This is a genomic window from Streptomyces rishiriensis, assembly GCF_030815485.1.
GTDB classification, from domain to species: domain Bacteria; phylum Actinomycetota; class Actinomycetes; order Streptomycetales; family Streptomycetaceae; genus Streptomyces; species Streptomyces rishiriensis_A.
In genome coordinates this window covers 7,200,837-7,223,550 of record NZ_JAUSWV010000002.1, presented here as the reverse complement: position 1 = coordinate 7,223,550, position 22,714 = coordinate 7,200,837, and the positions used below count along the sequence as shown (strand labels likewise).

At 71.0% G+C, this 22,714-nt stretch carries 24 protein-coding genes and 1 pseudogene; 8 read left to right on the top strand and 17 right to left on the bottom strand.

Features of this window, described 5'->3' with window-relative positions:
• Positions 1 to 11: 11 nt before the first annotated feature.
• The 7 genes from QF030_RS34510 to QF030_RS40685 all read right to left on the bottom strand — a co-directional run bounded on the left by QF030_RS34510 (position 12) and on the right by QF030_RS40685 (position 6,101).
• Complete coding sequence (locus tag QF030_RS34510) at positions 12 to 1,337, bottom strand: MFS transporter (RefSeq protein WP_307166471.1); 1,326 nt, start codon at positions 1,335 to 1,337, stop codon at positions 12 to 14.
• 193 nt (positions 1,338 to 1,530) lie between these two features.
• The gene (locus QF030_RS34505; protein ID WP_307166470.1) at positions 1,531 to 2,481 is read right to left on the bottom strand and encodes a VOC family protein; all 951 of its coding nucleotides are present in this window, start codon (positions 2,479 to 2,481) and stop codon (positions 1,531 to 1,533) included.
• Complete coding sequence (locus QF030_RS34500; RefSeq protein ID WP_373428847.1) at positions 2,478 to 3,590, bottom strand: 4-oxalomesaconate tautomerase; 1,113 nt, start codon at positions 3,588 to 3,590, stop codon at positions 2,478 to 2,480. Before QF030_RS34500 ends, QF030_RS34505 begins: the two co-directional genes overlap by 4 nt.
• Positions 3,587 to 4,291: a 4-carboxy-4-hydroxy-2-oxoadipate aldolase/oxaloacetate decarboxylase gene (locus QF030_RS34495; RefSeq protein ID WP_307166469.1), complete on the bottom strand. Its 705-nt coding sequence runs from the start codon at positions 4,289 to 4,291 to the stop codon at positions 3,587 to 3,589. The genes QF030_RS34500 and QF030_RS34495 overlap by 4 nt, the downstream gene beginning before the upstream one ends.
• Entirely contained in the window at positions 4,288 to 5,040 is a 753-nt protein-coding gene (locus tag QF030_RS34490; RefSeq protein WP_307166468.1) for a PIG-L deacetylase family protein, read from the bottom strand. The genes QF030_RS34495 and QF030_RS34490 overlap by 4 nt, the downstream gene beginning before the upstream one ends.
• A 49-nt stretch (positions 5,041 to 5,089) precedes the next feature.
• Positions 5,090 to 5,740, bottom strand: coding sequence for a GntR family transcriptional regulator (locus tag QF030_RS34485; RefSeq protein WP_307166467.1), 651 nt, complete (start codon positions 5,738 to 5,740; stop codon positions 5,090 to 5,092).
• Between the two features lie 55 nt (positions 5,741 to 5,795).
• The gene (locus QF030_RS40685; protein WP_373428846.1) at positions 5,796 to 6,101 is read right to left on the bottom strand and encodes a hypothetical protein; all 306 of its coding nucleotides are present in this window, start codon (positions 6,099 to 6,101) and stop codon (positions 5,796 to 5,798) included.
• A 122-nt stretch (positions 6,102 to 6,223) separates the two neighbouring features.
• Between QF030_RS40685 and QF030_RS34475 the strand changes: the two genes are divergently transcribed.
• Positions 6,224 to 6,598, top strand: coding sequence for a cupin domain-containing protein (locus QF030_RS34475; protein WP_307166466.1), 375 nt, complete (start codon positions 6,224 to 6,226; stop codon positions 6,596 to 6,598).
• On the opposite strand, the gene QF030_RS34470 is transcribed toward QF030_RS34475, so the two are convergent.
• Positions 6,588 to 7,634, bottom strand: a complete 1,047-nt coding sequence (locus QF030_RS34470) for a LacI family DNA-binding transcriptional regulator (RefSeq protein WP_307166465.1) — start codon at positions 7,632 to 7,634, stop codon at positions 6,588 to 6,590. The two genes, QF030_RS34475 and QF030_RS34470, sit on opposite strands and share 11 nt — an antisense overlap.
• A 129-nt stretch (positions 7,635 to 7,763) precedes the next feature.
• Between QF030_RS34470 and QF030_RS34465 the strand changes: the two genes are divergently transcribed.
• Both QF030_RS34465 and QF030_RS34460 read left to right on the top strand, forming a co-directional pair.
• A complete protein-coding gene (locus QF030_RS34465) occupies positions 7,764 to 8,921 on the top strand; it encodes a Gfo/Idh/MocA family protein (RefSeq protein ID WP_307167794.1) in 1,158 nt (385 codons plus the stop codon).
• 148 nt (positions 8,922 to 9,069) lie between these two features.
• Positions 9,070 to 9,738 carry a hypothetical protein gene (locus QF030_RS34460; protein WP_307166464.1) on the top strand — a complete coding sequence of 223 codons (669 nt, stop codon included), beginning with the start codon at positions 9,070 to 9,072 and terminating at the stop codon, positions 9,736 to 9,738.
• Positions 9,739 to 9,777: 39 nt separating this feature from the next.
• Here the strand turns inward: QF030_RS34460 and QF030_RS34455 are convergent, their stop codons facing one another.
• Positions 9,778 to 10,812 (bottom strand): LacI family DNA-binding transcriptional regulator, encoded by a 1,035-nt coding sequence (locus QF030_RS34455; protein ID WP_307166463.1) that lies wholly within the window; start codon positions 10,810 to 10,812, stop codon positions 9,778 to 9,780.
• A 118-nt stretch (positions 10,813 to 10,930) separates the two neighbouring features.
• Between QF030_RS34455 and QF030_RS34450 the strand changes: the two genes are divergently transcribed.
• The 3 genes from QF030_RS34450 to QF030_RS34440 all read left to right on the top strand — a co-directional run bounded on the left by QF030_RS34450 (position 10,931) and on the right by QF030_RS34440 (position 14,180).
• Positions 10,931 to 12,097, top strand: coding sequence for a phytanoyl-CoA dioxygenase family protein (locus QF030_RS34450; RefSeq protein ID WP_307166462.1), 1,167 nt, complete (start codon positions 10,931 to 10,933; stop codon positions 12,095 to 12,097).
• Between the two features lie 15 nt (positions 12,098 to 12,112).
• Complete coding sequence (locus QF030_RS34445; RefSeq protein WP_307166461.1) at positions 12,113 to 12,889, top strand: SDR family oxidoreductase; 777 nt, start codon at positions 12,113 to 12,115, stop codon at positions 12,887 to 12,889.
• A 286-nt stretch (positions 12,890 to 13,175) separates the two neighbouring features.
• Positions 13,176 to 14,180, top strand: coding sequence for a Gfo/Idh/MocA family protein (locus tag QF030_RS34440; protein WP_307166460.1), 1,005 nt, complete (start codon positions 13,176 to 13,178; stop codon positions 14,178 to 14,180).
• A gap of 86 nt (positions 14,181 to 14,266) precedes the next feature.
• On the opposite strand, the gene QF030_RS34435 is transcribed toward QF030_RS34440, so the two are convergent.
• The 6 genes and pseudogenes from QF030_RS34435 to QF030_RS34410 form a co-directional block, all read right to left on the bottom strand.
• Entirely contained in the window at positions 14,267 to 14,440 is a 174-nt protein-coding gene (locus tag QF030_RS34435; RefSeq protein ID WP_307166459.1) for a hypothetical protein, read from the bottom strand.
• A gap of 50 nt (positions 14,441 to 14,490) precedes the next feature.
• Positions 14,491 to 15,744, bottom strand: a complete 1,254-nt coding sequence (locus tag QF030_RS34430; protein WP_307166458.1) for a serine hydrolase domain-containing protein — start codon at positions 15,742 to 15,744, stop codon at positions 14,491 to 14,493.
• A gap of 154 nt (positions 15,745 to 15,898) precedes the next feature.
• Positions 15,899 to 16,215, bottom strand: a pseudogene (locus QF030_RS34425) (hypothetical protein); the annotation flags it as partial.
• Positions 16,216 to 17,130: an ATP-binding cassette domain-containing protein gene (locus QF030_RS34420; RefSeq protein WP_307166457.1), complete on the bottom strand. Its 915-nt coding sequence runs from the start codon at positions 17,128 to 17,130 to the stop codon at positions 16,216 to 16,218. It abuts the pseudogene before it with no gap.
• Between the two features lie 5 nt (positions 17,131 to 17,135).
• Entirely contained in the window at positions 17,136 to 18,212 is a 1,077-nt protein-coding gene (locus QF030_RS34415; protein WP_307166456.1) for an ABC transporter permease, read from the bottom strand.
• Positions 18,212 to 19,231 (bottom strand): sugar ABC transporter substrate-binding protein, encoded by a 1,020-nt coding sequence (locus QF030_RS34410; protein WP_307166455.1) that lies wholly within the window; start codon positions 19,229 to 19,231, stop codon positions 18,212 to 18,214. Before QF030_RS34410 ends, QF030_RS34415 begins: the two co-directional genes overlap by 1 nt.
• Positions 19,232 to 19,537: 306 nt before the next feature.
• Here QF030_RS34410 and QF030_RS40680 point away from each other — a divergent pair, with 306 nt between their 5' ends.
• Together QF030_RS40680 and QF030_RS34400 are read left to right on the top strand one after the other, a co-directional pair.
• Complete coding sequence (locus tag QF030_RS40680; RefSeq protein WP_373428844.1) at positions 19,538 to 19,702, top strand: hypothetical protein; 165 nt, start codon at positions 19,538 to 19,540, stop codon at positions 19,700 to 19,702.
• Between the two features lie 117 nt (positions 19,703 to 19,819).
• Entirely contained in the window at positions 19,820 to 20,605 is a 786-nt protein-coding gene (locus tag QF030_RS34400; protein ID WP_307166454.1) for a GntR family transcriptional regulator, read from the top strand.
• A gap of 51 nt (positions 20,606 to 20,656) precedes the next feature.
• Here QF030_RS34400 and QF030_RS34395 read toward each other — a convergent pair whose 3' ends face one another.
• Together QF030_RS34395 and QF030_RS34390 are read right to left on the bottom strand one after the other, a co-directional pair.
• Entirely contained in the window at positions 20,657 to 21,415 is a 759-nt protein-coding gene (locus QF030_RS34395) for an SDR family NAD(P)-dependent oxidoreductase (RefSeq protein WP_307167793.1), read from the bottom strand.
• A gap of 2 nt (positions 21,416 to 21,417) precedes the next feature.
• Entirely contained in the window at positions 21,418 to 22,596 is a 1,179-nt protein-coding gene (locus tag QF030_RS34390; protein ID WP_307166453.1) for an acyl-CoA dehydrogenase family protein, read from the bottom strand.
• Positions 22,597 to 22,714 lie beyond the last annotated feature (118 nt).

Genomic DNA, 22,714 nt, shown 5'->3' with positions numbered 1-22,714 from the left:
CGTCCGTTCGCTCAGTGGGCGCCCACCAGCTCCTGGTCGGCGCCGCGCGGAGTCTGCCGGGAGCTGCGGAGCGCGGCGATGCCGATGAAGACCATCGACGACAGGCCGGCGATCGCGAACGCGGTGAAGCCCCAGTCGCCGTTGTTCGAGGCGAGCAGCTGACCGCCGAGCCACGGACCGAAGACGGCGCCGAAGCGGCCCATGCCGGACGTCCAGCCGACGGCGGTGGCCCGGTTGTCCGCGTCGGAGCGGATGGAGACCGTGGCGTAGATCATCGTCTGGGCGCTGTTGAGGAAGACACCGGTGAAGAAGACGACGATCATCGTCACGCTCATCGGCATGTGGATGCTGAGCAGGAACACGCCGGCCGCGGTCAGCGCGAACCAGACGGCGGAGATGCGCGGGGCGCCGAACCGGTCCGCGGCGCGCCCGGCGACCAGCATGCCCACGATGCCGCCGAGGTTGAAGACGATCACGAAGGACAGGGCCGACCCCAGCTCGTAGCCCTCGGCGCGCATCAGCGTGGGCAGCCAGGTGGCGACGCCGTAGACGAGGAGCAGTCCGCCGAAGGAGGCCAGCCAGTACAGCAGGGTCTGGGTCCACTCACCGCCGCGGAAGAGGTTCTTCAGCGCGTTCCAGCGGTCGGCGGCGCCCTGCTTGCCGGACCTGTCGGCGGGCAGTTCGACGTCGTAGCGGGTGGCCAGCTCCTGGGCCTCTCCGGTACGGCCCTTGGCGACGAGGAAGCTCAGCGACTCGGGCAGCAGCTTGGCGAGCACCGGGGCGAAGAGCAGCGGGAGCACGCACACCCAGAACGCGGCCCGCCAGCCGACCGGGTCGATGAGCCACTTGGCGACGTAGGCGGAGAGGATGCCGCCTGCGTGGTGGGCGGTCATCAGCAGGCCGATGACGAGGGCGCCGCGGCCGCGCGGGGCGTAGTCGGAGACCATGCTGATCGCGGTGGGCAGCAGGCCGCCGAGGCCCACCCCCGCCAGGGTCCGGCCGAGGCCGAAGATCTCGACGCTGCCCGCCATCGCGCACACGCCGGAGGCCAGCGAGAAGAGGACCACGCAGCCGACCATCAGGTTCTTGCGCCCGATCCGGTCGGCGACGGTGCCCGCCGTGAGGGCGCCGATCAGCATGCCGAAGGTGGCGTAGCTGCCGAGGTCGCCGGCGGTGTCCGGAGTGAGGCCGAAGGTCTTCGTCTCCAGCAGGTGCGGCAGCACCGAGCCGTAGATGAACATGTCGAGGCCGTCGAAGAGCACGGCCAGCCAGCACAGACCGACGACCAGGAGGGCCAGTCTGCTGCCGCGGGCGGACAGAGCGGGGGAGGAGGACATCGTTGTTTTCCTCTCGTCCAGGAGACGTTTCCTGGAGGGGACTGGTGAAGAGGGCCGGCGCGGCTCGTGCGGCTGACCCGGTGTGCGCAAGACGCTAAGGATCAGCCCAGATAGAGTCAACACTTTTGTCAACAATCTCATCGACAATCCACTGATCCGCTGGTCCGATGCCCTGCGCACCCGGGCGACAGGGTCAGCTCACGGGCGGGGTGCCGTGCGTGTGGAACGACTCGATCGTCCGCAGACCCCAGGCCTGCCCCTTCTTGCGCTCCTCCTCGGTCCAGGTGACGAGCGGCCAGTCGGGGGCCAGGACGAGGCGCGTGAGCGGGTTGCACAGCTCGATGCGGTTGCCGCCGGGCTCGTAGACGTACAGGAAGAACGTCTGCTGGATGGCGTGCTTGTGCGGGCCGGTCTCGATGAACACGTTGCTGTCGATGGCCAGGTCGGCCGCCCGCAGGATGTCCTCGCGGGTGTCGGTCGCGAAGGCGATGTGGTGCAGCCGCCCGGAACTCCCGGTCCAGTCCGAGGTGTAGACGACGTCGTACGACTTGTTCGTGTACGTCAGCCAGCGCGCCGCGACCGTCCCCGTGTCGAGGCGGATCTGCTCGGTGGGGCGGGCGCCCAGCAGGTTCTGCTGGAACTCCGAGTTGGCGAGCACGTCGGCGGCGAGGAAGTTGATGTGGTCCAGGCGCCGTACGCCCACGCCCCGGTTGGGTTTGGCCTGCGGCTGGTTCTTCAGCGCCGGCCTCAGCTCGTCGGGCGCCCGGTAGTACTCGCTCTCCCAGTACAGGGCGTGCTCGTGGCCGTCCGGGTCGGTGGTGACGTACAGCTTGCCGAGGCCGGGTTCGTCCTCCGTCCAGTGACCGGTGCCGCCCGCCGCCTCGATCGCCGCGACCCGGCGCCGGAGGGCCTCCTCACCGGAGGTGCGCAGGGCCAGCCGGCCGAGGCCGGGTTCCGCGCGGGCGGTGAGCACCAGGCTGTGGTGCTCGTAGTCGTCGAAGGTCCGCAGGTAGACCGTGTCGCCGTCCTGACCGTTGACCGTGAGCCCCAGGTAGTCGGTGAAGAAGCCGACACTGGCGTCCAGGTCCGGGGTGAAGAGCTGGGCATGGCCGATGTGGGCGATGTCGCCGAGCGGCGGAGTCATCGTTGACCTCCAGGGGAGCGTGCGGGCAGGGGGGCCGTCTCGGCGGACCTGGGAAAGACGGTGCCGTCGAAGATCTTTCGGGCCGTACGCACCACGGCGGTACGGCGGGCGGAGGGCAGGCCGTCGGGGGTCGACCCGAGGCTGCTCTCGATGTCCAGGAACCCGGTGGGATGTTCTATGCGGACACGGTCGCTGCCGGCGTCGATCCTCGCCAGTTCCGCCCCCACACCGCCTTCGATCCGCAGGCCCGCCGCGACGCCGGCCGCGCCGAGCACCCCGATCGAGGGGTGGCAGCGCACCGGGATGAAGGTGCGGGTGGTGACCGCGCCGTCGCCGCGGGGCGCGGCGAGCAGCGTGACCTTGGGCACGGTGGCGTCCGAGACGTCGCCGAGGCCCATCAGCCGGCCCGCCGCCAGGCGGATCCTCCGGAGGCGGTCGGCGAGCGCGACGTCCTCCTCCAGGTCTCTGGGCAGCTCGTAGCCGGTGACCTCGAGCGAGGTGGCCGCGACGAGCACCGTCGGCATCCCGTTGTCCACACAGGTCACCGGCACACCGTCGATCTCGTCCCGGACGTTGCCCGTGGGCAGCAGCGCACCGGCGCCCGGCGGGAACTCGATCACCACGGGCGCGGCCGTCCCCGGCACCCCGGAGATCGAGGCGGCGCCGGTGTAGTCCACGCGGCCGCCCGGCGTCGGAAAGGTCGCCGTCGCGTAGTCGCCCGAGTTGACCATGCGGATCCGGACGGCGGTCTCCTCCTCCCCCGCGGCGACGAGCCCGCGCTCCACGGCGAACGGTCCGACACCGGCGAGGATGTTGCCGCAGTTCTGACGGTCGCTCACCTCCGGCCGGTCCACGGCGACCTGGAGGAAGAGGTAGTCGACGTCGGCCTGCGGGTCGGCTGACGGCGACACCACGGCCACCTTGCTGGTGAGCGGGTGCGCGCCGCCCAGGCCGTCGATCTGGCGCGCGTCCGGACTGCCCATGACCCGCAGCAACAGCGCGTCCCGCAGGGCCGGTTCGGCGGGGAGGTCGTCGGCGAGGAAGTAGGCGCCCCTGGAGGTGCCGCCCCGCATCAGCAGGCAGGGCAGCTCCTCGGGCAGGGAGGTCACGACGACTCCCCCGCGTACGCGTCGTACGTCTTGTACTCGACGCCGAGCCGCTTCAGGGTCTCCCGCAAACCGTAGCGGTCCAGGCCGAGTTCGCCGTCGAGGAAGGCGGCACGGGAGCGCGCCTCCTTGGCCTCGCGGGCCTCGGAGGCCGCCACGGTGGCACGGGCACGCTCACGGGGGACGACCACGACGCCGTCGTCGTCGGCGAGGATCACGTCGCCCGGACGGATCACCTGGCCGTCGATCGCGATCGGCACGTTGACCGAGCCGCCGGTGGCCTTCACGGTGCCCTGCGAGGACACGGCCCGCGACCAGGCCGCGAAGCCCATGTCCCGCAGCTCCTGGGTGTCGCGGATGCCCGCGTTGGTGATCACGCCCCGCACCCCGCGCCGCTGGAGCGCGGTCGCGAAGAGCTCACCGAACATGCCGTCGGTGGACGGCGAGGTGGTGGTGACGACCAGGATGTCGCCCTCGCCGCACTGCTCGACGGCGGCGTGGATCATGAGGTTGTCGCCGGGCCAGCTGAGCACGGTCACGGCGGTGCCGGCGACCCGTACGCCCTGCTGGATCGGGCGGATCCGCGGGCTCAGCAGGCCGGTGCGGCCCAGCGCCTCGCCGACGGTGGCCACGCCGAAGCCGGCCAGCGCGTCGACGTCCTTCAGCTCCGCCTTCGGCGGGTCGGTGACGATCACGCCGCTCACGCCAGCTCCTTCGCGATCTGCGGGTAGGGACGCATGTACGCCTCGGCCATGGTCTTGTGCGCCAGACCCAGGTTCGGGCCGGCGTTGCGCTTGAGCTGGACGCCCCGGCGCACGGCGAGGTCGGTGTAGTAGTCCCACAGGTGCTGCTGGGCGCCGAGGCACTCCATCGCCTTGCGTTTGGTCTCCCACACCTCGGTGATGTCGAGCAGCACCTCGGGCCTGAAGCCGCTCATCTCCGGCTGGTGGGGCTCGAAGTAGAAGACCGGCGGCGCGCCGATGATCTCGCCCTCGCCCGGGTAGCCGATGGCCTGGGCGAGCACCCTGGCCTCCAGCGCCATGCGGTTGGCGGCCGGGTGGTCGCCGTTGTACGGGTCCTCGGTCGGGTGCGTCAGCACCACGTCCGGCTGGGTGTCCCGGTAGACGGCGACGAGCCGGTCGGTCAGTTCGGCCGTGGCGACGAGCGGATAGTCGCCGGCGTCGAAGAAGCGGACCTCGGCGCCCAGCGTGGCGGCGGCGCGCTCGGCCTCGTCCCGGCGTATCGCCTTGATCTCGTCGAGCTTCCTGCCCTCGCGCCACGCCTTGGCGGACTCGCCGCGCTCGCCGAAGGTCAGGCACGCGATGGTGACCTTCTCCCCGCGGGAAGCGGCCAGGGCGATGGCGCCGCCCGCCCGCCACACGAAGTCGCCGGCGTGCGCGGTGACGACGAGGGTCGATCGTGGTGGGCTGGCGGGCGCGTTGGCCTGGGTCATTCTCAGATCTCCTTGGTGACAGGTGGGCGCCCGCCCCGCGCAGCCGTGATCAGTCGCGCAGCGCCTCGATCACGCTGGTGAGGTGGGCGCGGACGGCCGTCTCGGCCGCCTGGGGGTCCCTGGCCCGGATCGCTTCGATCATGGTCAGGTGCTCGTTCAGGGATTGCTGCGGCCTTCCGGGCCTCAGAGCCAGCTGAAAGCGGTGGCGCACCAGTTGGGCGTTCAGCCGCTCCAGCAGCTCCTGCGCGGTCCGCTGGTCGGAGAACTCCCGGATGCGGAGGTGCAGTTCGTGGTTGAGGTCGGAGTAGGTGACCGGCTCGCCGTCGGCGACTGCCTTGGTCATGGCCGTGCCGAGGTCGGTCAGCTCGATCAGCTGGTCGTCGCTGGCCGCGACGGCCGCCTTCGCCGCGCACAGTCCTTCGAGGACCATGCGGCACTCGGTGATGGCGACCGCTTCGTCCACGGTCACCACCCGCACCCGTGAGCCGCGGTTGCGGATCCGTTCGACGAGCCCCTGGGACTCCAGATCGATGAGTGCCGCGCGGATGCTGGCCCGTGTCACACCGAACTGCTCGGCGAGCTCGTTCTCCACCAGCCGCTGGGCCGGCGCCATGTCGCCGTGCAGGATCGCCTGCCGCAGCTGCGCGAGCGCATGCTGTTTGGCCTGCTCCCCGGTGCTCGGACGGGCTTCTTTCGGCATGGTTGCCCTCCCTGAGTGAGTGCCTGTCGAACCTAAATCTAGCGAAACAAGATTGTCAACAATTTTGTCCGCCGTATTGCGCGCGTGCTTCCGCCGCGCCATGTTCCCACCGAACGGGCACGGCGCGGACGGTGCGGGTTACTTGATCAGCGCGTTCGCCACGACCCACGATCACGGCGCAGGCGGTCACCAGCGGCCAGGCGGCGTCGTAGCGGCGGCTGCCGCGGGAGGTGTGCCCGTACTGGCTGAGCGCGGCGACCATCGAGCCGGCGAGGACGGCTCCATGGACACCGCCGAAGAGGAGAGCCTCACGCCTGTCGTACCGGCGCGGTTCGCGCGCCGGCGCCGTGCCGTCCGCCACGGGCTCCACGATCACCCCGCCCCGCAGGGGCCGCCCATCGTGACGAAGTGTCTTCCCGGCTGGGCCGGCAGTCCACAAGGTGTCCACGCCCGGCGGACGTACGGCCTCGCTAGGGTCGCCCCATGAGCACCGACAGCGGCCTCGACGGCCCCCCGCCCCACAGCTTCGTCGTCCACGTCCCCGACGCCGGCCTCGAACCCGAGCCACTCGACCCGGGGCAGATCGTCGCCGGCACCCCCGAGGTGACGGGCAAGGTGGTGTGGGAGTCGGCGGACGGGCGGCACATCAGGGGCATCTGGCAGATCACCCCGGGCGTCGTCACCGACACCGAGGCGGACGAGCTGTTCGTGGTGATCAGCGGGTCGGCCACCATCGAGGTCGAGGGCGGTCCCACGCTCGCGGTCGGCCCCGGCGACATGGCGGTGCTGCGCGCGGGCGACCGCACGACCTGGACGGTCCACGAGACGCTGCGGAAGGCCTACGCCGTCACGCTGTGACCGCGGGCGGGCGTGCCGTGGTGCCCCGGACCTCCAGGACCGGCGGGGCCAGCTGGACCCGTCCCTCTCCGCCCGGCTCCTCGATACGGTCGAGCAGACAGCGGGCGGCCCGGCGGCCGACCTCGTGACCGGCGCCGTCCACGGTCGTGAGCCACACATGGCGCAGCCGGGAGATGCCGGTGTTGTCGTAGCCGACCACGGACAGGTCACGCGGCACGCGCAGGCCCAGTTCCCCAGCCGCCGACAACACCCCCACCGCCGTCATGTCGTTGACGGCGAACACGGCCGTGGGCCGGTCGGCGCGGGCGAGCAGCCGCACCGTGGCCCGGTAGCCGCCCTCCTCGGTCATGTCCCCCGCCTCCACCAGCGCCACATGAGCCGGTCCCGCCGCCCGCATGGTCGCCTCGAAACCGCGCCGGCGCAGGTCGGCGACGGCACCGTAGCCCGTCAGATGGGCGATGCGTCGGTGGCCGAGTCCGACGAGGTGCTCGGTGACCAGGCGGGCGCCGTACTCGTCGTCGTTGGCCACCACGTCCACCCCGGCCGGCACCGGCTCCCGGGCCGCCGCGACGACGACCGGCATCCGGGCGGCGACGGTCTCCAGCGCCGCCGGGTCGGGCAGCGTGCCGACCACGACGAGTCCGTCCGCTCCCAGGTCCAGGAAGGGCCCCGCCGGGTCCTGACCGACGCGCCGGTGCAGCCGGGCGTCGCCCAGCAGCATGTGCAGGCCGCCGGCGTGCAGCAGCGAGTTGAGGCCGTCCAGCAGGTCCACGTACCAGGGGTTGCGCAGGTCGTGCAGCAGGACGCCGACCAGGGGCGTCCCGCCTTCCGGGCGAGGCCGGGGCTCGGGCAGGGCACGCCGCTCGCCGAGGCTGCGCGCGGCCTCGTTGGGCCGGTAGCCCAGCTCGCGCACGGCCCGCAGAACGGCCTCCCGCTTCTCGGCACGCACCTGGTCGGAGCCGCGCAGCACCAGGGAGACCAGCGACTTGGACACTCCGGCCCGGTCGGCGACGTCACGGATGGTCGGTGGTCTCATGATTGGACCGTTCCATGTGGCGTACCGGTTGTCAAAGGGTCGTCGGAGCCTTGACACCCTGGACAGACGGCCCGCAGGGTGGCCTGGTCAGCGGATGGAGCGGTCCAAGGAAGGGCTGTGGTGACTGCCATGGTGGACGGGCTGGGAGTGGCCGTCGTCGGGTTCGGCTGGATGGGCCGGGTGCACACCCAGGCGTACGCGCGCGTACGGCACCACTACCCGCGGCTGGCCCTGCGCCCGGTGCTGATGACCGTCGCCGAGGAGGTGCCCGGCCGGGCCGAGGCGGCCGCCGAGCAGTTCGGCTTCGCCTCCGCCACCCGGGACTGGCGCGAGGTGGCCGCCGACCCGCGCGTGCGGGCCGTCAGCATCACCGCGCCGAACTTCCTGCACCGCGAGATCGGTGTCGCGATGGCCGAGGCCGGCAAACACCTCTGGATCGAGAAGCCGGTGGGGCTCGCTGCCCCGGACGCCCGGGCGGTGGCGGACGCGGTGGCCGAGGCGGGCGTGCAGGGCGCGGTCGGCTTCAACTACCGCAACGCGCCCGCCGTGGAGAGGGCCCGCGACCTGATCGCCTCGGGGGAACTCGGCACCGTCACCCACGTCCGCATCCGCCTCTTCAGCGACTACGCGGCCCACCCCGACGGCGCCCTGACCTGGCGGTACGAGCGGGAGCGGGGCGGCAGCGGAGTACTGGGCGACCTGGCCTCGCACGGCGCCGACCTGGCCCGTTTCCTGCTCGGCGACATCACGTCCCTGACCGCCGACACGGCGGTCTTCGTCCCCGAGCGGGCCCGCCCGACGGGAGCGACGGCGGGCCACAGTCTCGCCGTCGGCGGCGAACTCGGCCCGGTCGAGAACGAGGACTACGTCAACTGCCTGCTGCGCTTCGCCTCCGGCGCCCGGGGCGTGCTGGAGGCCTGCCGGGTCTCGGTCGGTGAGCAGAACAACTACGGCTTCGAGGTGCACGGCACCGAGGGCGCCGTGTTCTGGGACTTCCGGCGGATGAACGAACTCGGCGTCAGCCTCGGCACCACGTACCAGGACCAACCCGTCAGCACGGTGTACGTCGGTCCGGGCGACGGCGAGTTCGGCGCCTTCCAGCCGGGCGCGGCGAACGCCATGGGGTACGACGACCTGAAGGTGGTGGAGGCCTACCGCTTCCTGCGCTCGGTCGCCGAGGGCACCCCCTACGGGGCGACGCTCGCGGACGCGGTGCACAGCGCGACCGTGCTGGAGGCGATGACACGCTCCGCGGAGAGCCGCTCCTGGGTGGACGTACACCCGTAGGGGTGGCGACAGGACCACCCCCGATCCGGTTCCCAGGCCCAGGGACGGTGCGCCCCGGGAACGGCAGGCTTCAGGGGTCGGCGGACACGTGCACGAGCACGCGGCCGCCGGCACCGGACCCGTCACACGGAGAACTCGGGGGATCCCCATGTCCGAAGCAGTCGCCCGTCGCCTGACCGGCCTCGCCGCCGTCGTCGCCGCGCTCGCCCTCATCGTGCAGGTGCCGCTGTACTTCATCCACTCGGGCCCGCCGCCGGACTCCAACGTGCTGTCCCGGCTGCTCGTCGGGATCGTCGCGCTCGCCTGCCTGGTCGTGTTCGTGACGGCGTTCCGGGAGCTGGTCGCACGCGTCGCCCCGGACCGTGCGTGGGCCGGCTCGATCGCCTTCGCCGCAGGCCTCGTCTACGCCACGGTCACCCTGGTCTCGATGGGGCTCGAGGCGGGCGCGGTCATCGCCGTCGACCACCCGATCGACCCGACCATCGACGTCAGTGGCACCTACATCCTCTACGGGTCGATCTCCCGTCTCATGCTGGCGCTCTTCCTGACCGCGCTGGGCCTCGCCGTCGGCCGCACCCGTCTGCTGCCGCGCTGGACCGGCCGCTCGGCGTACGTCCTGGCCGGGATGAACCTGGCCTTCGTGCCCTCGCTGTTCTTCGGCAACGACCCCGCGTTCTTCTACGCGGCGAACGGCTGGGGCACGACCGCCCTGATGGGCGCCGTCCTCAGCTACTGGCTGCTGGCCCTGGGCGTGTGCACCTACCGCAGCGCGGCGCGCTCCGCCCCGGCGGCCGGGACGCCGGCGCCGCGGCACTGAGAGGCCCGCGCAGCCCGCGTCCCGGCGGGCGGCCCGGCATCAGCCGGCCGCCTGCCGGGGCGGCATGTTGTAGGGGGTCACCACCTGGATCGCCGACGGCAGCGTGGGACCGGCCGGCGGCAGCGCGCCGTGCGCCCGCATCACGGTGTGGCAGGCCTCGCGCACGTCGTGGCGCAGGTCGTGGTGGAGAACGGCGGACAGCCGGTGCCCGCGCAGCAGCCGGGTGTTGTCGTGGTCGAGGTCGTGCGCGACGAACACGGCGCACTCACGGCCGAGGTCGGCGAAGGCGCGCAGGGTGGCGTCGTTGCCGCCGCCGATGGAGTAGACGGCGCGGATGTCCGGATCGCGTGCCAGCGCGGCGCGGACCAGCTCGTACTGGGTGACGTCCAGCCCCTGTCCCTCGGCGATCTCGACCAGCGTGCGCTCGGGATCGCGGGCCCGCATCACGCTGCGGAAACCCATCTCGCGCTCCTCCTCGTTACGGAAGAAGCCGCTGCTCAGACTGGTGAGCACATTGCCCGGACGGTCACCGAGCCACTGACCCATGAGGTAGGCGGCGGTCGCGCCGGCGGCCCGGTCGTCGATACCGACATAGGCGAGGCGGGCGCTGGCCGGCAGGTCGGTGACCAGGGTGACGACCGGGATCCCGGCGGCGACCAGCCGGCCGACGGCGGCGTTGATCTCGGGGACGTCCGGCGCCTTGAGGATGACCCCCTGCGAGCCGCGCCGGGCTATCCGGTCGAGGGTGGCGACCTGCTCCTGGACCGGTCCGGTCTCACGGAAGTGGAAGCGGGAGCGCAGGACGGCAGGGTGCAGCGACGGCAGTTCGGCCTCCAGGGCGGCCCGGACGGCGGTGCTGAACCGTTCCGGCGCCTGCATCACGATGTCGACCATGAAGGTGCGCCCGACGAGCCTGACCTGGGTGCGCTGCCGGTCCAGGTCGGCGATGGCGCGCCGGACCTCCTGCACGGTGGACTCCCGCACGCCTCCCCTGCTGTTGAGCACCCGGTCCACGGTGGCCTCGCTCAGACCGGCCTGACGTGCGATCTCCCGGATGGGGAACGGATGGCCCACGGAAAGCTCCCAGGGGATCTGCTTGAAGGGTTTTTGATGGTCGCCTGCTGGTTGTTCGACGGGTTTGTCAGGACAAGAATGGCAGCACCGAGCCGCCATTGCCATCGAAGGGACGACGATGTCCTTCACCTCCGTGCGAGGCCACACCTGGCTGACCGAGCAGGACTGCGACCTCGACACCTTCCGCCCGCTGGTCGAGCGCACCACCGACCTCGCGGACTTCCCGCACGCCTCGGCGGTGCAGGGGAACGTCCTCGTCTACGACAGCGACCGCCTGCGGGCCCCGGGGACGGCCCGCGCGGTCCGCGCCGAGCTGGTGCGGGCCCTGAGCGACGGGCCCGGAGTCGTCGTCTTCCGGGACGCCTTCCCCGATCCGGCGGTCGTCGACCGGGCCACCGCCGTCTTCGACGCGCTGATCGCCGAGCAGCACGCCTCGGGCACGACCGCCGGTGACCACTTCGCCCGGCCCGGCGCCAACGACCGCGTGTGGAACGCCCTGGAGAAGGCCGCCCTGCGGGACCCGGAGGCGTTCGCCGACTACTACGCCAACGACATCCTGGCGCTGGTCTCGCGGGCCTGGCTCGGCCCGGGCTACCAGATGACCTCCCAGGTCAACGTGGTCAACCCGGGCGGCGCGGCGCAGAGCGTGCACCGCGACTACCACCTCGGCTTCCTCTCCGACGAGCGGGCCGCCGCCTACCCGGCGCACGTCCACCGCCTGTCCCCCGTGCTCACGCTCCAGGGCGCCGTCGCGCACTGCGACATGCCCGTGGAGTCCGGGCCCACGCTGTACCTGCCGTACTCGCAGACCTACGAGCCCGGTTACCTCGCGTGGCGACGGCCCGAGTTCCAGGAGTACTTCGAGCAGCACCACGTCCAGCTGCCGCTGGCGAAGGGCGACGCCGCGTTCTTCAACCCGGCCGTCTTCCACGCCGCCGGCGCCAACCGCACCACCGGGGTGCGCAGGATGGCCAATCTGCTCCAGGTGTCCTCCGCCTTCGGGCGTGCGATGGAGACCGTGGACCGGGAGGCGGTGGCGAACGCCGTCTACCCGGTGCTGCTGGAGCGCCGGGCGCAGGGCGTGGGCGAGGAGTGGCTGGAGCATGTCGTCGCCGCGAGCGCCGAGGGCTACCCCTTCCCCACCAACCTCGACAGCGACCCGCCGGTCGACGGCCTCGCCCCGCCCGCGCAGGCGGACGTCCTACGGCGAGCGCTGCACGAGGAGTGGACCCCGCAGGCACTCCGGGACGAGCTGCGGGCCGGCGCCCTGCGGCGCACGAGCTGAAAGGACCTCCCTTCCATGGGACTTCTCGACGACAAGGTCGTCCTCGTCAACGGCGGCAGCCAGGGCGTCGGCGCGGCCGTCGCGCGGGCCGCGGTCCGCGAAGGGGCCCTGGTCGCCGTCACCGGGCGGCGGCCGGAGCCGGGCGAGGCCCTGGTGGCGGAGCTGACCGCCGCCGGCGGCAAGGCGCTCTTCGTCCGGGCCGACCTCTCCGAAGCCGGGCAGGCGAAGGGGGCGGTGGCCGAGACGGTGGCCTGGTACGGCCGTGTCGACTGTCTGGTGAACTCGGCGGGGCTGACCTCCCGGGGCACGCTGCTCGACACCACGCCCGAGCTGTTCGACCAGCACATCGCGATCAACCTCAAGGCGCCGTTCTTCGCCATGCAGGCGGCGGTCGCGGACATGCTGGCCCGCGAGGCGTCCGGCACGGTCGTCAACATCATCACCTCTTCGGCCCACGGCGGTCAGCCGTTTCTCGCGCCGTACGTCGCCGCCAAGGCCGGCCTGGTCGGTCTGACCCGCAACGCGGCGCACGCGCACCGCTACGACCGGGTCCGGATCAACGGACTCAACATCGGCTGGACGTCCACGGAGGGCGAGGATGCGACCCAGAAGGCCTTCCACGGCGCCGGGGACGACTGGCGCGAGCAGGCCGCCGCACGACTGCCGATGGGCAAGCTGGGCCAGCCGGACGAGATCGCCGACTTCGTGGTGTTCCTGCTGTCCGACCGGTCGGGCGTGGTCACCGGTTCGGTGATCGACTGGGACCAGAACGTCCTGGGCGGCCTGGACTGACGACAGGACCCTCCCTGACATCGAACGTCCCTGACATCGAACTCCCTGACATCCGAGCCCGCCCGGGCACCAGAGCCCGCCCGGGATCGGGACCCCGCCCAGGCACTCCGAGTCCCACCAGGCACCTCGGTACCCCCCAGGAACCCCGAGCCGTCCGGGCATCTGGATCCGGCCCAGGCACTCCGAGCCCGTCCGGCGATCGAGGACGAGCCCGGAGGGCGACGGGGCCTGGGGCGGAGCCCCAGCAACAGACAGCAACCACCACACCAGGAAAGCAGCGGAGCGCATGCGCATCGGAATCCTCGGCCTCGGCCGCATCGGCGCCTTCCACGCCGAGACCCTCTCCGGACTCGACGCCGTCTCGTCGCTCGTCGTGGCCGACCCCTTCGCGGAGGCCGCCAAGAACGCCGCCGAGCGGTTCGGCGCCGAGGTCGCGGACTCCGCCGAGGCGGTGCTGGCCGCCGGGGTGGACGGCGTCGTCGTCGCGGCGGCGACGGACGCCCACCCGGGCCTGATCCTGGCCGCCGTCGAGGCAGGCATCCCGGTCTTCTGCGAGAAGCCCGTCGCCAGGACCATGAGCGAGGGCGTGGAGGTGCTCCGGGCCGTCCAGGGCAGTGCCGTCCCCATCCAGATCGGCTACAACCGCCGCTTCGACGCGGGCTTCGTCGCCGCGCGGGCGGCCGTGACGGCGGGCGAGCTGGGCAAGCTGCACACGGTCCGTTCGACCACCCTCGACCCGGCCCCGCCGCCGGCCGCGTACGTCGCCGCCTCCGGGGGCATCTTCCGGGACTGTTCCGTGCACGACTTCGACATCATCCGCTGGGTCACGGGCCGCGAGGTGACGGAGGTGTACGCGGTGGGCGGCAACCGGGGCGCCGACTACATCAAGGAGGCGGGCGACGCCGACACCACCGGCGCCATCCTCACCCTGGACGACGGCACGATCGCAGTGGTCTCCAACTCCCGCCACAACGCCCGTGGTTACGACGTCCGGATGGAGATCCACGGCTTCACGGACTCGATCGCCGTCGGTCTGGAGGACAAGCTGCCGCTGCGCTCGGTGGAGCCCGGGGTGACCTTCCCGGCCGGTACCCCGCACGACTTCTTCATGGACCGCTTCACCGCCGCCTACCGCGCCGAACTCACCGCGTTCACCGAGGTGGTGGCCGGTACCCGCACCTCCCCCTGCACCGTCGAGGACGCCCTGGAGGCGGGCTGGATCGCGGAGGCGTGCACGCTGTCCCTGCACGAGCACCGGCCGGTGACGATCGCGGAGGTCCGCGCCTCCTGAGCCCGCTGCCGGACGCACCGCCACGTGAGGGGCGGGCGGGGAGACACTCCCCGCCCGCCCCTCACCGGTTTCGCGGCTTCACCGGTTCACAGGCCGTAGCGGACCGCGAACTCGTCCGGGTCGTAGGCGTCCCGGGCCGGGTCCCGCGGGACGGCCGGCCGCTCCTCGACCATGTCCTGCGGGCGTACCCGCTCGGGCAGCGCGCCGAACCGGGCCCGGCGCCGGACCTCCGCGGTGCCGGCCTGCTCTTCCTCCTGCATCTCACCCTCCCCGTCCACGACCGCACATACCTCGTACCGTCTGAACGTCCTCACCTGGCCGCTGGTTCCGCCGGCAGATTGAAGATGTGGTCCGGGGAGACGATCGTGGTGATCGCGTCGCCGAAGAGGGTGCTGGGCTCCTCGTTCTTGTAGTTGATGTCGGTGTTCAGCACGACGACGAGGGTCGCCCGCGCCGACGGCAGGTAGATGGTGAGGGACTCGTAGCCGGGCAGCGAGCCGTTGTGGCCGATCCACCCCTGCACGTTGAAGATGCCGAGACCGTATCCGGCGCCCGGAATGGGCGTCGCCGGTGTGATCAGACGCTGCTTCTGGGTGGCGGGGCTGATCATCCGCTCACCGTCGGGCAGCACGCCCGTGGCCACGGTGCGCGCCCAGACCCGCAGGTCCTCCAGCCGGGAGATCATCGCGCCGGCCGCCCAGCCCCAGGACGGGTCCCAGTCCGCGGTGTCCTCGACCTTCCCGGTCGCGGTCTGGTTCGTGTAGCCCTGGGAGTGCGGGGTCGGGAACTCGTTGCCGGTGGGGAACAGGGTGTGGTCCAGCCCCGCCGGGTCCAGGACGTGCTCCTGGATGTAGTCGTTGAGATGCTGACCGCTCATCTGCTCGACGACCAGGCCCAGCAGGATCAGGTTGGTGTTGCAGTAGTAGAACTTCTCCCCCGGCGGGAACAGCACGGGGTGCTTGAAGGAGTAGTCGAGCAGCTGCTGCGGGGTGAAGGGCCGCTGCGGGTCGGAGGTCAGGGCCTTGAAGAAGGCCTCGTCCTGCGAGTAGTTGAACAGCCCGCTGCGCATGCCGGCCAGCTGCCGCAGGGTGATCTTGTCGCCGTTCGGCACTCCGTCGATGTACTCGCCGATGGTGTCGTCGAGGCCGATCTTCCCCTCGTCGACCAGCTGGAGGACCGCGGTGACGGTGAACGTCTTGGTCTCGCTGCCGATACGCATGGAGAGACCGGGGTCCATCGCCCGCCCGGTGCTCTTGTCGGCGACGCCGAAGGACTTCACGTACTGGCCCTTGCCGGGCGTCCAGATGCCGACGCTGACGCCGGGGACGTTCGCCTGCTTCATGACCCGCTGCACGGCCTCGTCGACCTGCTGCTGCACGGCCGGGGTGAGTTCGACGACGCCGTCCCCGGACGAGGACGGGGAGGGTGGCTCGGTTCCGGTGGCGGCCGTGGGGGCCGAGGACGGCAGCGCCGTCGCCGCACCTCCCGCGGCCGGCACCACCAGCGCCCCGACAGCGGCGGCTACGACGATCCCCCGGCGCATGCGGATACACGGGTGTGTCATGGGCTCGCTCCTGTATGAGGAGGTTTCCGCCGCAGGCCCAGCCGCACCAGAGGGCACGGGCCGCATGCGGCCCAGCACCACCACGATACGAGCGCGGGCGCGCCGCCGCCTGTCGGCGACGGCGCGACGCGCCCGGTGACCGGGGGCCGCGGGCTCAGACCCCGCAGGAGCGCAACGACTTCCGGGTGCGCACCGCGAGGGGCAGCCGGTCCGGCTCGCACGCGCCCATGTCCTGCTCCACGGTCGCGGTCGCGGTCGCGGTCGCGGACGACTCGACGCCGAGCCGCTGCGCCGCTGCCCCGCGATCGCCACCGGCTCCAACTCCGCCACATCGGACGGACGTTCACACACCCCGCGCTGCATGACCGGGCCGGAGCTCTCGACGTGGTCCTCGGTGTCGATGTGCGAGTCGATGTGCGAGTCGATATGCGAGTCGGCGTGCGGCTGGACGAGGAGGTCCGGGCCGCGCGTTCAGGGCATCCTCTCCCCGGGATTCACCACGGGCGCGGTCAGGTCCTTCTCCTCCGGGAGCTCCTCGACGTCGACTCCCCGCACCTGCGCCAACTCGTGCTTGAGAGCGGCGAGTTCGGTGCCACCGGCCATGTGGTTGGTGAGCTCTTCGAGGCTGACCTGGTCGCGGGAGGCGGAGAGCTCCATGGTGCCCAGGCGCAGAACGCTGAAGTGGTCGCCGACCATGTAGGCGTGGTGCGGGTTGTGGGTGATGAAGATGACGCCGAGGCCGCGGTCGCGGGCGGCGGCGATGTACTTCAGCACGACGCCGGACTGCTTGACGCCGAGGGCGGCCGTCGGCTCGTCCAGGATGAGGACACGGGCCCCGAAGTGGACGGCGCGGGCGATGGCCACGCACTGGCGCTGGCCGCCCGACAGCGTCCCGATGGGCTGTTCGAGGTCGTCGAGGACGATGCCCATGTTGCGCAGTTCCTCGTCGGCGGTCTTCTTCATCCTGTCGATGTCGAGCCGGCGCACGGGCCAGGGACCCTTGGTGAGTTCCGAGCCGAGGAAGAAGTTGCGCCACACCGGCATCAGGGGCACCGTGGCCAGGTCCTGGTAGACGGTGGCGATCCCCTTGTCGAGGGCCTCGCGCGGAGTGGCGAAGCGCACCGGGGTGCCGTCGACGAGGAACTCGCCCTCGGTGTGCTGGTGCAGTCCCGAGACGATTTTGATGAGCGTCGACTTGCCGGCGCCGTTGTCACCGAGGACACAGGTCACCTGGCCGGGGCGGACGCCGAGATCGACCCCGTGCAGGGCCCGGATGTTGCCGTAGGACTTGCCCGCGTTGCGCAGTTCGACGAGTGGACTGACACCGTCCTGGGGGGCGGTGTCCGCGAGGACGGCGCCGTGTGTGCCGGTTCCGTTGGTGGTCATGGGGGTCACCTCCGGGTGGCCGTGCGCTGGACCCACAGATTGATCAGGACGGCGCCCAGGAGCATGACGCCGAGGAAGGCCTTGAACCAGTCGGGGTTCCAGCCCGCGTAGACGATGCCCTGCTGCACCATCCCGAACATGAACGCCCCGAAGACCGGGCCGATCGCCGAACCGGCGCCGCCGGTCAGCAGACAGCCGCCGATGACGGCCGCGGAGATGTAGATCAGCTCCTGGCCGACGCCCTCGCCGGACTGCACGGTGTTGAACGTGAACAGCTGGTGCATCCCGACGAACCAGGCCCCGAATCCGACCAGCATGAACAGCGAGATCTTGGTGAACGTCACGGGCACGCCGACCGCCCGGGCGCTCTCCTTGTTGCCGCCCACCGCGAAGATCCAGTTGCCGTACCTGGTCCGCAGCAGGACCCAGGTGGCGATGGCCGCGAAGACCAGCCAGTACACGATGGTGATCTTGACCTGGACACCGCCGACGTCGAAGGACGAGGCGAAGATCTTCTTCGCCTGGCCGAAGCCGTCCATGTCACTGATGTCGTCGGTGGCCACGTTGGTGGTGATCAGCTTGGTCACCGCCAGGTTGACACCCTGGAGGATCAGGAACGTGCCCAGCGTGATCAGGAAGCTCGGCAGCCCGGTCCTGACCACCATCCAGCCGTTGAGGAAACCGATCCCGAGGGAGACCAGCAGGGCGACGACGACACCGACCCACACGTTCATGGTGAGTTGGTAGCTGAGCATGGACGCGGTGAGCGCCGAGGTGATGACGGCGACACCGGCCGACAGGTCGAACTCGCCGCCGATCATCAGCAGCGCGACCGGCAGCGCCATGATCCCGATCGTCGACGACTGGTACAGGATGTTGGCCATCGAGCTGCCGTCGCGCACCGGCGGCGCCGCGATCAGGAAGAACACGTACACCGCGACCGCGCCGAGGAACACGCCCACCTCGGGCCGCGCCAACAGCCGCAGAGCCAGCGGGCGTTGCTTGGTCCGGCCGTCGCTCTCCTTGCGGCCGGGGGCCGGCGGTGTGGTCACCGCCGGCTCGGCATGGTGGGTCATGCTCATCACCGGGTGCCCTTCGCGGCGAACGAGGCGACCGCGTCGACGTTGGTCTTGTCCACGAAGGCCGGACCGGTCAGCACCGGCTGCTCGCCGCCGCCCATGTAGTTGCCGTTGTTCTTGTAGAGCCACAGGGAGTCGATCGCCAGGTAACCCTGGAGGTAGGGCTGCTGGTCGACGGCGAACGCGATCGTGCCCTTGTCGATGGCGCTCGTCAGGTCCTTGTTGAGGTCGAAGGTGGCGATCTTCGCCTTGCTGCCCGCGTCGGCCTTGGACTGCACCGCCGTCAGCGCGAACGGGGCGCCGAGGGTGACGATGTAGTCGATGGCCTTGTCCTGGCTCAGCTTGGCGGTGATCGTCGACTTCACGGACGGCATGTCGGTGCCGTTGACGTACAGGGTCTCCGTCGTCCCCGAGAACGTCTTCTTCACACCGGCACAGCGCTGGGTGAGGCCGATGTTGCCCTGCTCCTGGATGACACAGACGGCCTTCTTGGCGCCCTCGGAGTTGAGCCGGTTGCCGAGCGCCTCGCCGGCCACGGTCTCGTCCTGGCCGAAGAACTCCATCAGACCGAGGTTCTTCCACTCGCTGACACCGGAGTTGAGACCGACCACCGGTATCTTCGCGGTCTTCGCCTTGGCTATGACGTCCTTCAGCGCGTCCGGCTTGGCGAGGGTGACCGCGATGCCGTCGACCTTCTGGTCGATGGCGTTCTGGATCAGGGTGGCCTGGTTCCCGGCGTTCGGGTCGGCGGAGTAGACCAGCTTGACGTTGTCCTTGGCGGCGGCCGCCTCGGCGCCCTTGCGGACGATGTCCCAGAAGGTGTCGCCGGGCGACTGGTGGGTCACCAGGGCGACCGTCATCTGCGGGGTGCTCGCCTTGCCCGCGGAAGCGCCGTCCGCGCTCTCCTCGGACTTCTTGCCGCCGGAGTCGCTGGAGCAGCCTGCGAGGGTCAGGGCCACCGCCGCGGCCATGGCCACGACCGGGGCGATTCTGCTCGAGCGGAAGGGAGAAGAGCTGTCCATCTTTCCTGCACCTCACTGTGCGACGGAGAAAACGCCGGGAAATGGGAAGGCGATCGCGGGGATCCGGGGCCCGTTTCTCATCAGATTGGGGCCATGGGGCCGGATCCGCGACTGTTCAGGTGTCTCGGACCCGGCGTGCGCTGCTTGATGCCGGATCCAATCCCTTGACGGGCTCACTGTCAATACTTTGTTAAGACATCATTTCACGATCAGGTCCGAATGTAAGTACAAACTCTTGACATGTGGGTCCCCGGGACCTACACCTGGGAGACGCCAGGCCCCGATCACCATGGAGGAGCGTCGCACATGGCCGAGTCGGCCCAGCCACTGGACCTGATCACGGTGGGTGGAACCGGGATCGATCTCTACCCCTTGTGCCCGGACGTACCCCTCACCCGGACGGAGACGTTCGCGGTGCACCAGGGCAACAGGCGCACGGGGACCACCGTGGGACTCCTCGCATCCGGCTGATATCCGGCCGTTTGTCCGGCCGCCTGTCCGGCCGGTCCTGGCCGATCCTGCCGACGACGTCCGCCCGCTCCCCCGCTCGCTCGCCGACCCGACCCCACCGACCCGAGGAGGCGCCCGATGGCGAAGACCGGCGACCGATCCCGTGCCGTGCCCGGCTCCGCGCTCGCCCTGCTGCATTTCGCCCTGGACCGCACCAGCCCGGTGCCCCTCTACTACCAGCTCGCCCAGCAGCTGGAGGCGGCGATCGAACAGGGCGCGCTCGCCCCGGGCGATCTCCTCGGCAACGAGATCGACCTGTCGACCCGCCTCGGCCTGTCCCGCCCGACAGTCCGCCAGGCCATCCAGTCCCTGGTCGACAAGGGACTTCTGGTGCGCCGGCGGGGAGTCGGCACCCAGGTCGTGCACAGCCAGGTCAAACGGCCGCTGGAACTGAGCAGCCTCTACGACGACCTGGAGGCGGCCGGACAGGGGCCCACGACCCGTGTCGTACGCAACGAACACGTGCCGGCGACCGCTGACGTGGCCGCCGCGCTCGGCGTCCCCGAGGGCGGCGACGTCGTCCGCCTGGAACGGCTGCGCGCCACGCACGGACAGCCGGTCGCATTCCTGTGCAACCACCTGCCCGCAACGCTCCTGGACCTCGACACGGAACGCCTGGAGTCCACCGGCCTGTACCGGCTGCTGCGCTCGGCGGGCATCACCCTGCACAGCGCCCGCCAGACCATCGGTGCCCGCTCCGCCACCGCCGAAGAGGCGGGCCTCCTCGCCGAGAAGGAGGGGGCGGCCCTGCTGACCATGCAGCGCACGGCGTACGACGACACCGGCCGGCCGGTCGAGTACGGGACGCACGTCTACCGCGCGTCCCGGTACGCGTTCGACTTCCAGCTCCTGGTCAGATCCTGAAGGCCCTGAGAACCCTGGGGACCGGCAAGTGCCGCCGAGTACCGCGGGGACCTACCGCGGGGCCATGCGCAGGGCGCCGTCCATGCGGATGGTCTCGCCGTTGAGGTAGTCGTGGTCGACGATCGCCAGGGCCAGCCTGGCGTACTCCTCGGGCCGGGCCAGGCGGCGCGGGAAGGGCACGCCCTCGGCGAGCGAGGCGCGGAACTCGTCCGAGACCGTCGCCAGCATCGGCGTCTCCACGATCCCCGGGGCGATGGTGCACACCCGGATCCCGTACTGCGCGAGGTCGCGGGCGGCGGGCAGGGTCAGGCCGACGACCCCGCCCTTGGAGGACGAGTAGGCGGCCTGGCCGATCTGGCCGTCGTACGCGGCGATGGAGGCGGTGTTGACGATGACACCCCGCTGGCCGTTGGCGTCGGCCTCGGTCGCGGCGATGGCCTCCGAGGCGAGCGCGAGCACGTTGAAGGTGCCGATCAGGTTGATCTGGATCACCTTGGCGTACAGGCCCAGGTCGTGGACGCCCTTCTTGCCGAGGATCCGCGCGGACGGGCCGATCCCGGCGCAGTTGACGACCGTGCGCAGCGGGACACCGGAGCCCGCCGCGGTCGCGACGGCGGCGCCGACCTGCTCGGGGTCGGTGACGTCGGCGGGCACATAGGTCACGCCGGGCACCTCGGGCGCCTTGTCGATGCCGTCCTTGAGGTCGAGGGCGAAAACCTGGGCACCGCCCTCGGCGAGCGCCTTCGCGGTGGCCGCGCCGAGGCCGGACGCACCGCCGGTGACAAGGGCGGCGGTGTTCTCGAGCTGCATCATCACTCCTTGCCGAGGACGGTGAGCACACCGCCCTCGTCACGGTCCAGCGCACGGGAGATGATCATGCGCTGGATCTGGTTGGTTCCTTCGAAGATCTGCATGACCTTGGCCTCGCGCATGTAGCGCTCCACCGGGAAGTCGCGGGTGTATCCGTACCCCCCGAGGACCTGCACGGCGTCCGTGGTCACCTTCATGGCGTTGTCCGTGGCCACGAGTTTGGCGATCGACGCCTCCCGTGTGAAGGGCAGGCCGAGATCCTTCAACCGGGCGGCGGACAGCGCGGTGGCCCGCGCCGACTCGATGGCGGCGCCCATGTCGGCGAGCACGAACGCCAGTCCCTGGTGCTCGATGATCGGCTTGCCGAAGGTCTCCCGCTCCCGCGCGTAGCGCACCGCGTGGTCGAGGGCCCCCTGGGCCAGGCCGGTGGCGACGGCCGAGATGCCGAGGCGGCCGCAGTCGAGGGAGGCGAGAGCGATCTTCAGCCCCTGGCCCTCCTGACCGATCCGGCGCTCGACGGGCACCCGGACGTCCTCCAGCCGCATGGTCGCGGTCGCCGAGCCCGTCAGGCCCATCTTCCGCTCCGGCGGGTCGGCGCTGAGCCCCGGGGTGCCGGCCGGGACGAGGAAGCAGGAGATGCCGTGCGCGCGGTCGTCGGAGGTGCGGGCCATGACCGTGTAGAAGTCGGCGTAACCGCCGTGCGTGGTCCAGGCCTTGGTGCCGTTGAGCACGTACTCGTCGCCCTCGCGGACCGCGCGGGTGAGCATGGCCGCCGGGTCGGAACCGGCGTGCGGCTCGGACAGGCAGTACGCGCCGAGCAGCTCGCCGCCCAGCAGGTCCGGCAGCCACTCGCGCCGCTGTTCCTCGGTGCCGAAGCGGGCCAGCGGGAAGCAGGACAGGGCGTGCACGGAGATGCCCACCGCGACGCTCGACCAGACCGCGGCGACCTCCTCCAGCACCTGGAGGTAGACCTCGTACGGCTGGTCCGCCCCGCCGTCCTTCTCCGCGAAGGGCAGTCCGAGCAGGCCGCTGCGCCCGAGGGTGCGGAAGACGTCCCGGGGGAACGTCCCGTCCGCCTCCGCGTCGGCGACCCGGGGTGCGAGTTCCTTGGCGGCGAGGGTGCGCGTGAGCTGGATGAGCTCGACGGCTTCCTCGGTCGGCAGGGCACGAGTGGCAGGCATGGTGACCTCCACGTAGGAGTACCGGTGAGTACTGGGAATGATACTGGAGTGCGTACGAAAGTATCATCCAGAGTACGCCGGCGGGGCCGTCCATGGCATCCGAGGCATCCGGCGGCGA

What these genes read in the sequence shown, in the direction of transcription:
- QF030_RS34510 (WP_307166471.1), bottom strand. Translation starts at nt 1,337, where the DNA reads ATGTCCTCCTCCCCCGCTCTGTCCGCCCGCGGCAGCAGACTGGCCCTC.
- QF030_RS34505 (WP_307166470.1), bottom strand. Translation starts at nt 2,481, where the DNA reads ATGACTCCGCCGCTCGGCGACATCGCCCACATCGGCCATGCCCAGCTC.
- QF030_RS34490 (WP_307166468.1), bottom strand. Translation starts at nt 5,040, where the DNA reads ATGACCCAGGCCAACGCGCCCGCCAGCCCACCACGATCGACCCTCGTC.
- QF030_RS34485 (WP_307166467.1), bottom strand. Translation starts at nt 5,740, where the DNA reads ATGCCGAAAGAAGCCCGTCCGAGCACCGGGGAGCAGGCCAAACAGCAT.
- QF030_RS34475 (WP_307166466.1), top strand. Translation starts at nt 6,224, where the DNA reads ATGAGCACCGACAGCGGCCTCGACGGCCCCCCGCCCCACAGCTTCGTC.
- QF030_RS34470 (WP_307166465.1), bottom strand. Translation starts at nt 7,634, where the DNA reads ATGAGACCACCGACCATCCGTGACGTCGCCGACCGGGCCGGAGTGTCC.
- QF030_RS34465 (WP_307167794.1), top strand. Translation starts at nt 7,764, where the DNA reads ATGGTGGACGGGCTGGGAGTGGCCGTCGTCGGGTTCGGCTGGATGGGC.
- QF030_RS34460 (WP_307166464.1), top strand. Translation starts at nt 9,070, where the DNA reads ATGTCCGAAGCAGTCGCCCGTCGCCTGACCGGCCTCGCCGCCGTCGTC.
- QF030_RS34450 (WP_307166462.1), top strand. Translation starts at nt 10,931, where the DNA reads ATGTCCTTCACCTCCGTGCGAGGCCACACCTGGCTGACCGAGCAGGAC.
- QF030_RS34445 (WP_307166461.1), top strand. Translation starts at nt 12,113, where the DNA reads ATGGGACTTCTCGACGACAAGGTCGTCCTCGTCAACGGCGGCAGCCAG.
- QF030_RS34440 (WP_307166460.1), top strand. Translation starts at nt 13,176, where the DNA reads ATGCGCATCGGAATCCTCGGCCTCGGCCGCATCGGCGCCTTCCACGCC.
- QF030_RS34435 (WP_307166459.1), bottom strand. Translation starts at nt 14,440, where the DNA reads ATGCAGGAGGAAGAGCAGGCCGGCACCGCGGAGGTCCGGCGCCGGGCC.
- QF030_RS34430 (WP_307166458.1), bottom strand. Translation starts at nt 15,744, where the DNA reads ATGACACACCCGTGTATCCGCATGCGCCGGGGGATCGTCGTAGCCGCC.
- QF030_RS34420 (WP_307166457.1), bottom strand. Translation starts at nt 17,130, where the DNA reads ATGACCACCAACGGAACCGGCACACACGGCGCCGTCCTCGCGGACACC.
- QF030_RS34415 (WP_307166456.1), bottom strand. Translation starts at nt 18,212, where the DNA reads ATGAGCATGACCCACCATGCCGAGCCGGCGGTGACCACACCGCCGGCC.
- QF030_RS34410 (WP_307166455.1), bottom strand. Translation starts at nt 19,231, where the DNA reads ATGGACAGCTCTTCTCCCTTCCGCTCGAGCAGAATCGCCCCGGTCGTG.
- QF030_RS40680 (WP_373428844.1), top strand. Translation starts at nt 19,538, where the DNA reads ATGGCCGAGTCGGCCCAGCCACTGGACCTGATCACGGTGGGTGGAACC.
- QF030_RS34400 (WP_307166454.1), top strand. Translation starts at nt 19,820, where the DNA reads ATGGCGAAGACCGGCGACCGATCCCGTGCCGTGCCCGGCTCCGCGCTC.
- QF030_RS34395 (WP_307167793.1), bottom strand. Translation starts at nt 21,415, where the DNA reads ATGCAGCTCGAGAACACCGCCGCCCTTGTCACCGGCGGTGCGTCCGGC.
- QF030_RS34390 (WP_307166453.1), bottom strand. Translation starts at nt 22,596, where the DNA reads ATGCCTGCCACTCGTGCCCTGCCGACCGAGGAAGCCGTCGAGCTCATC.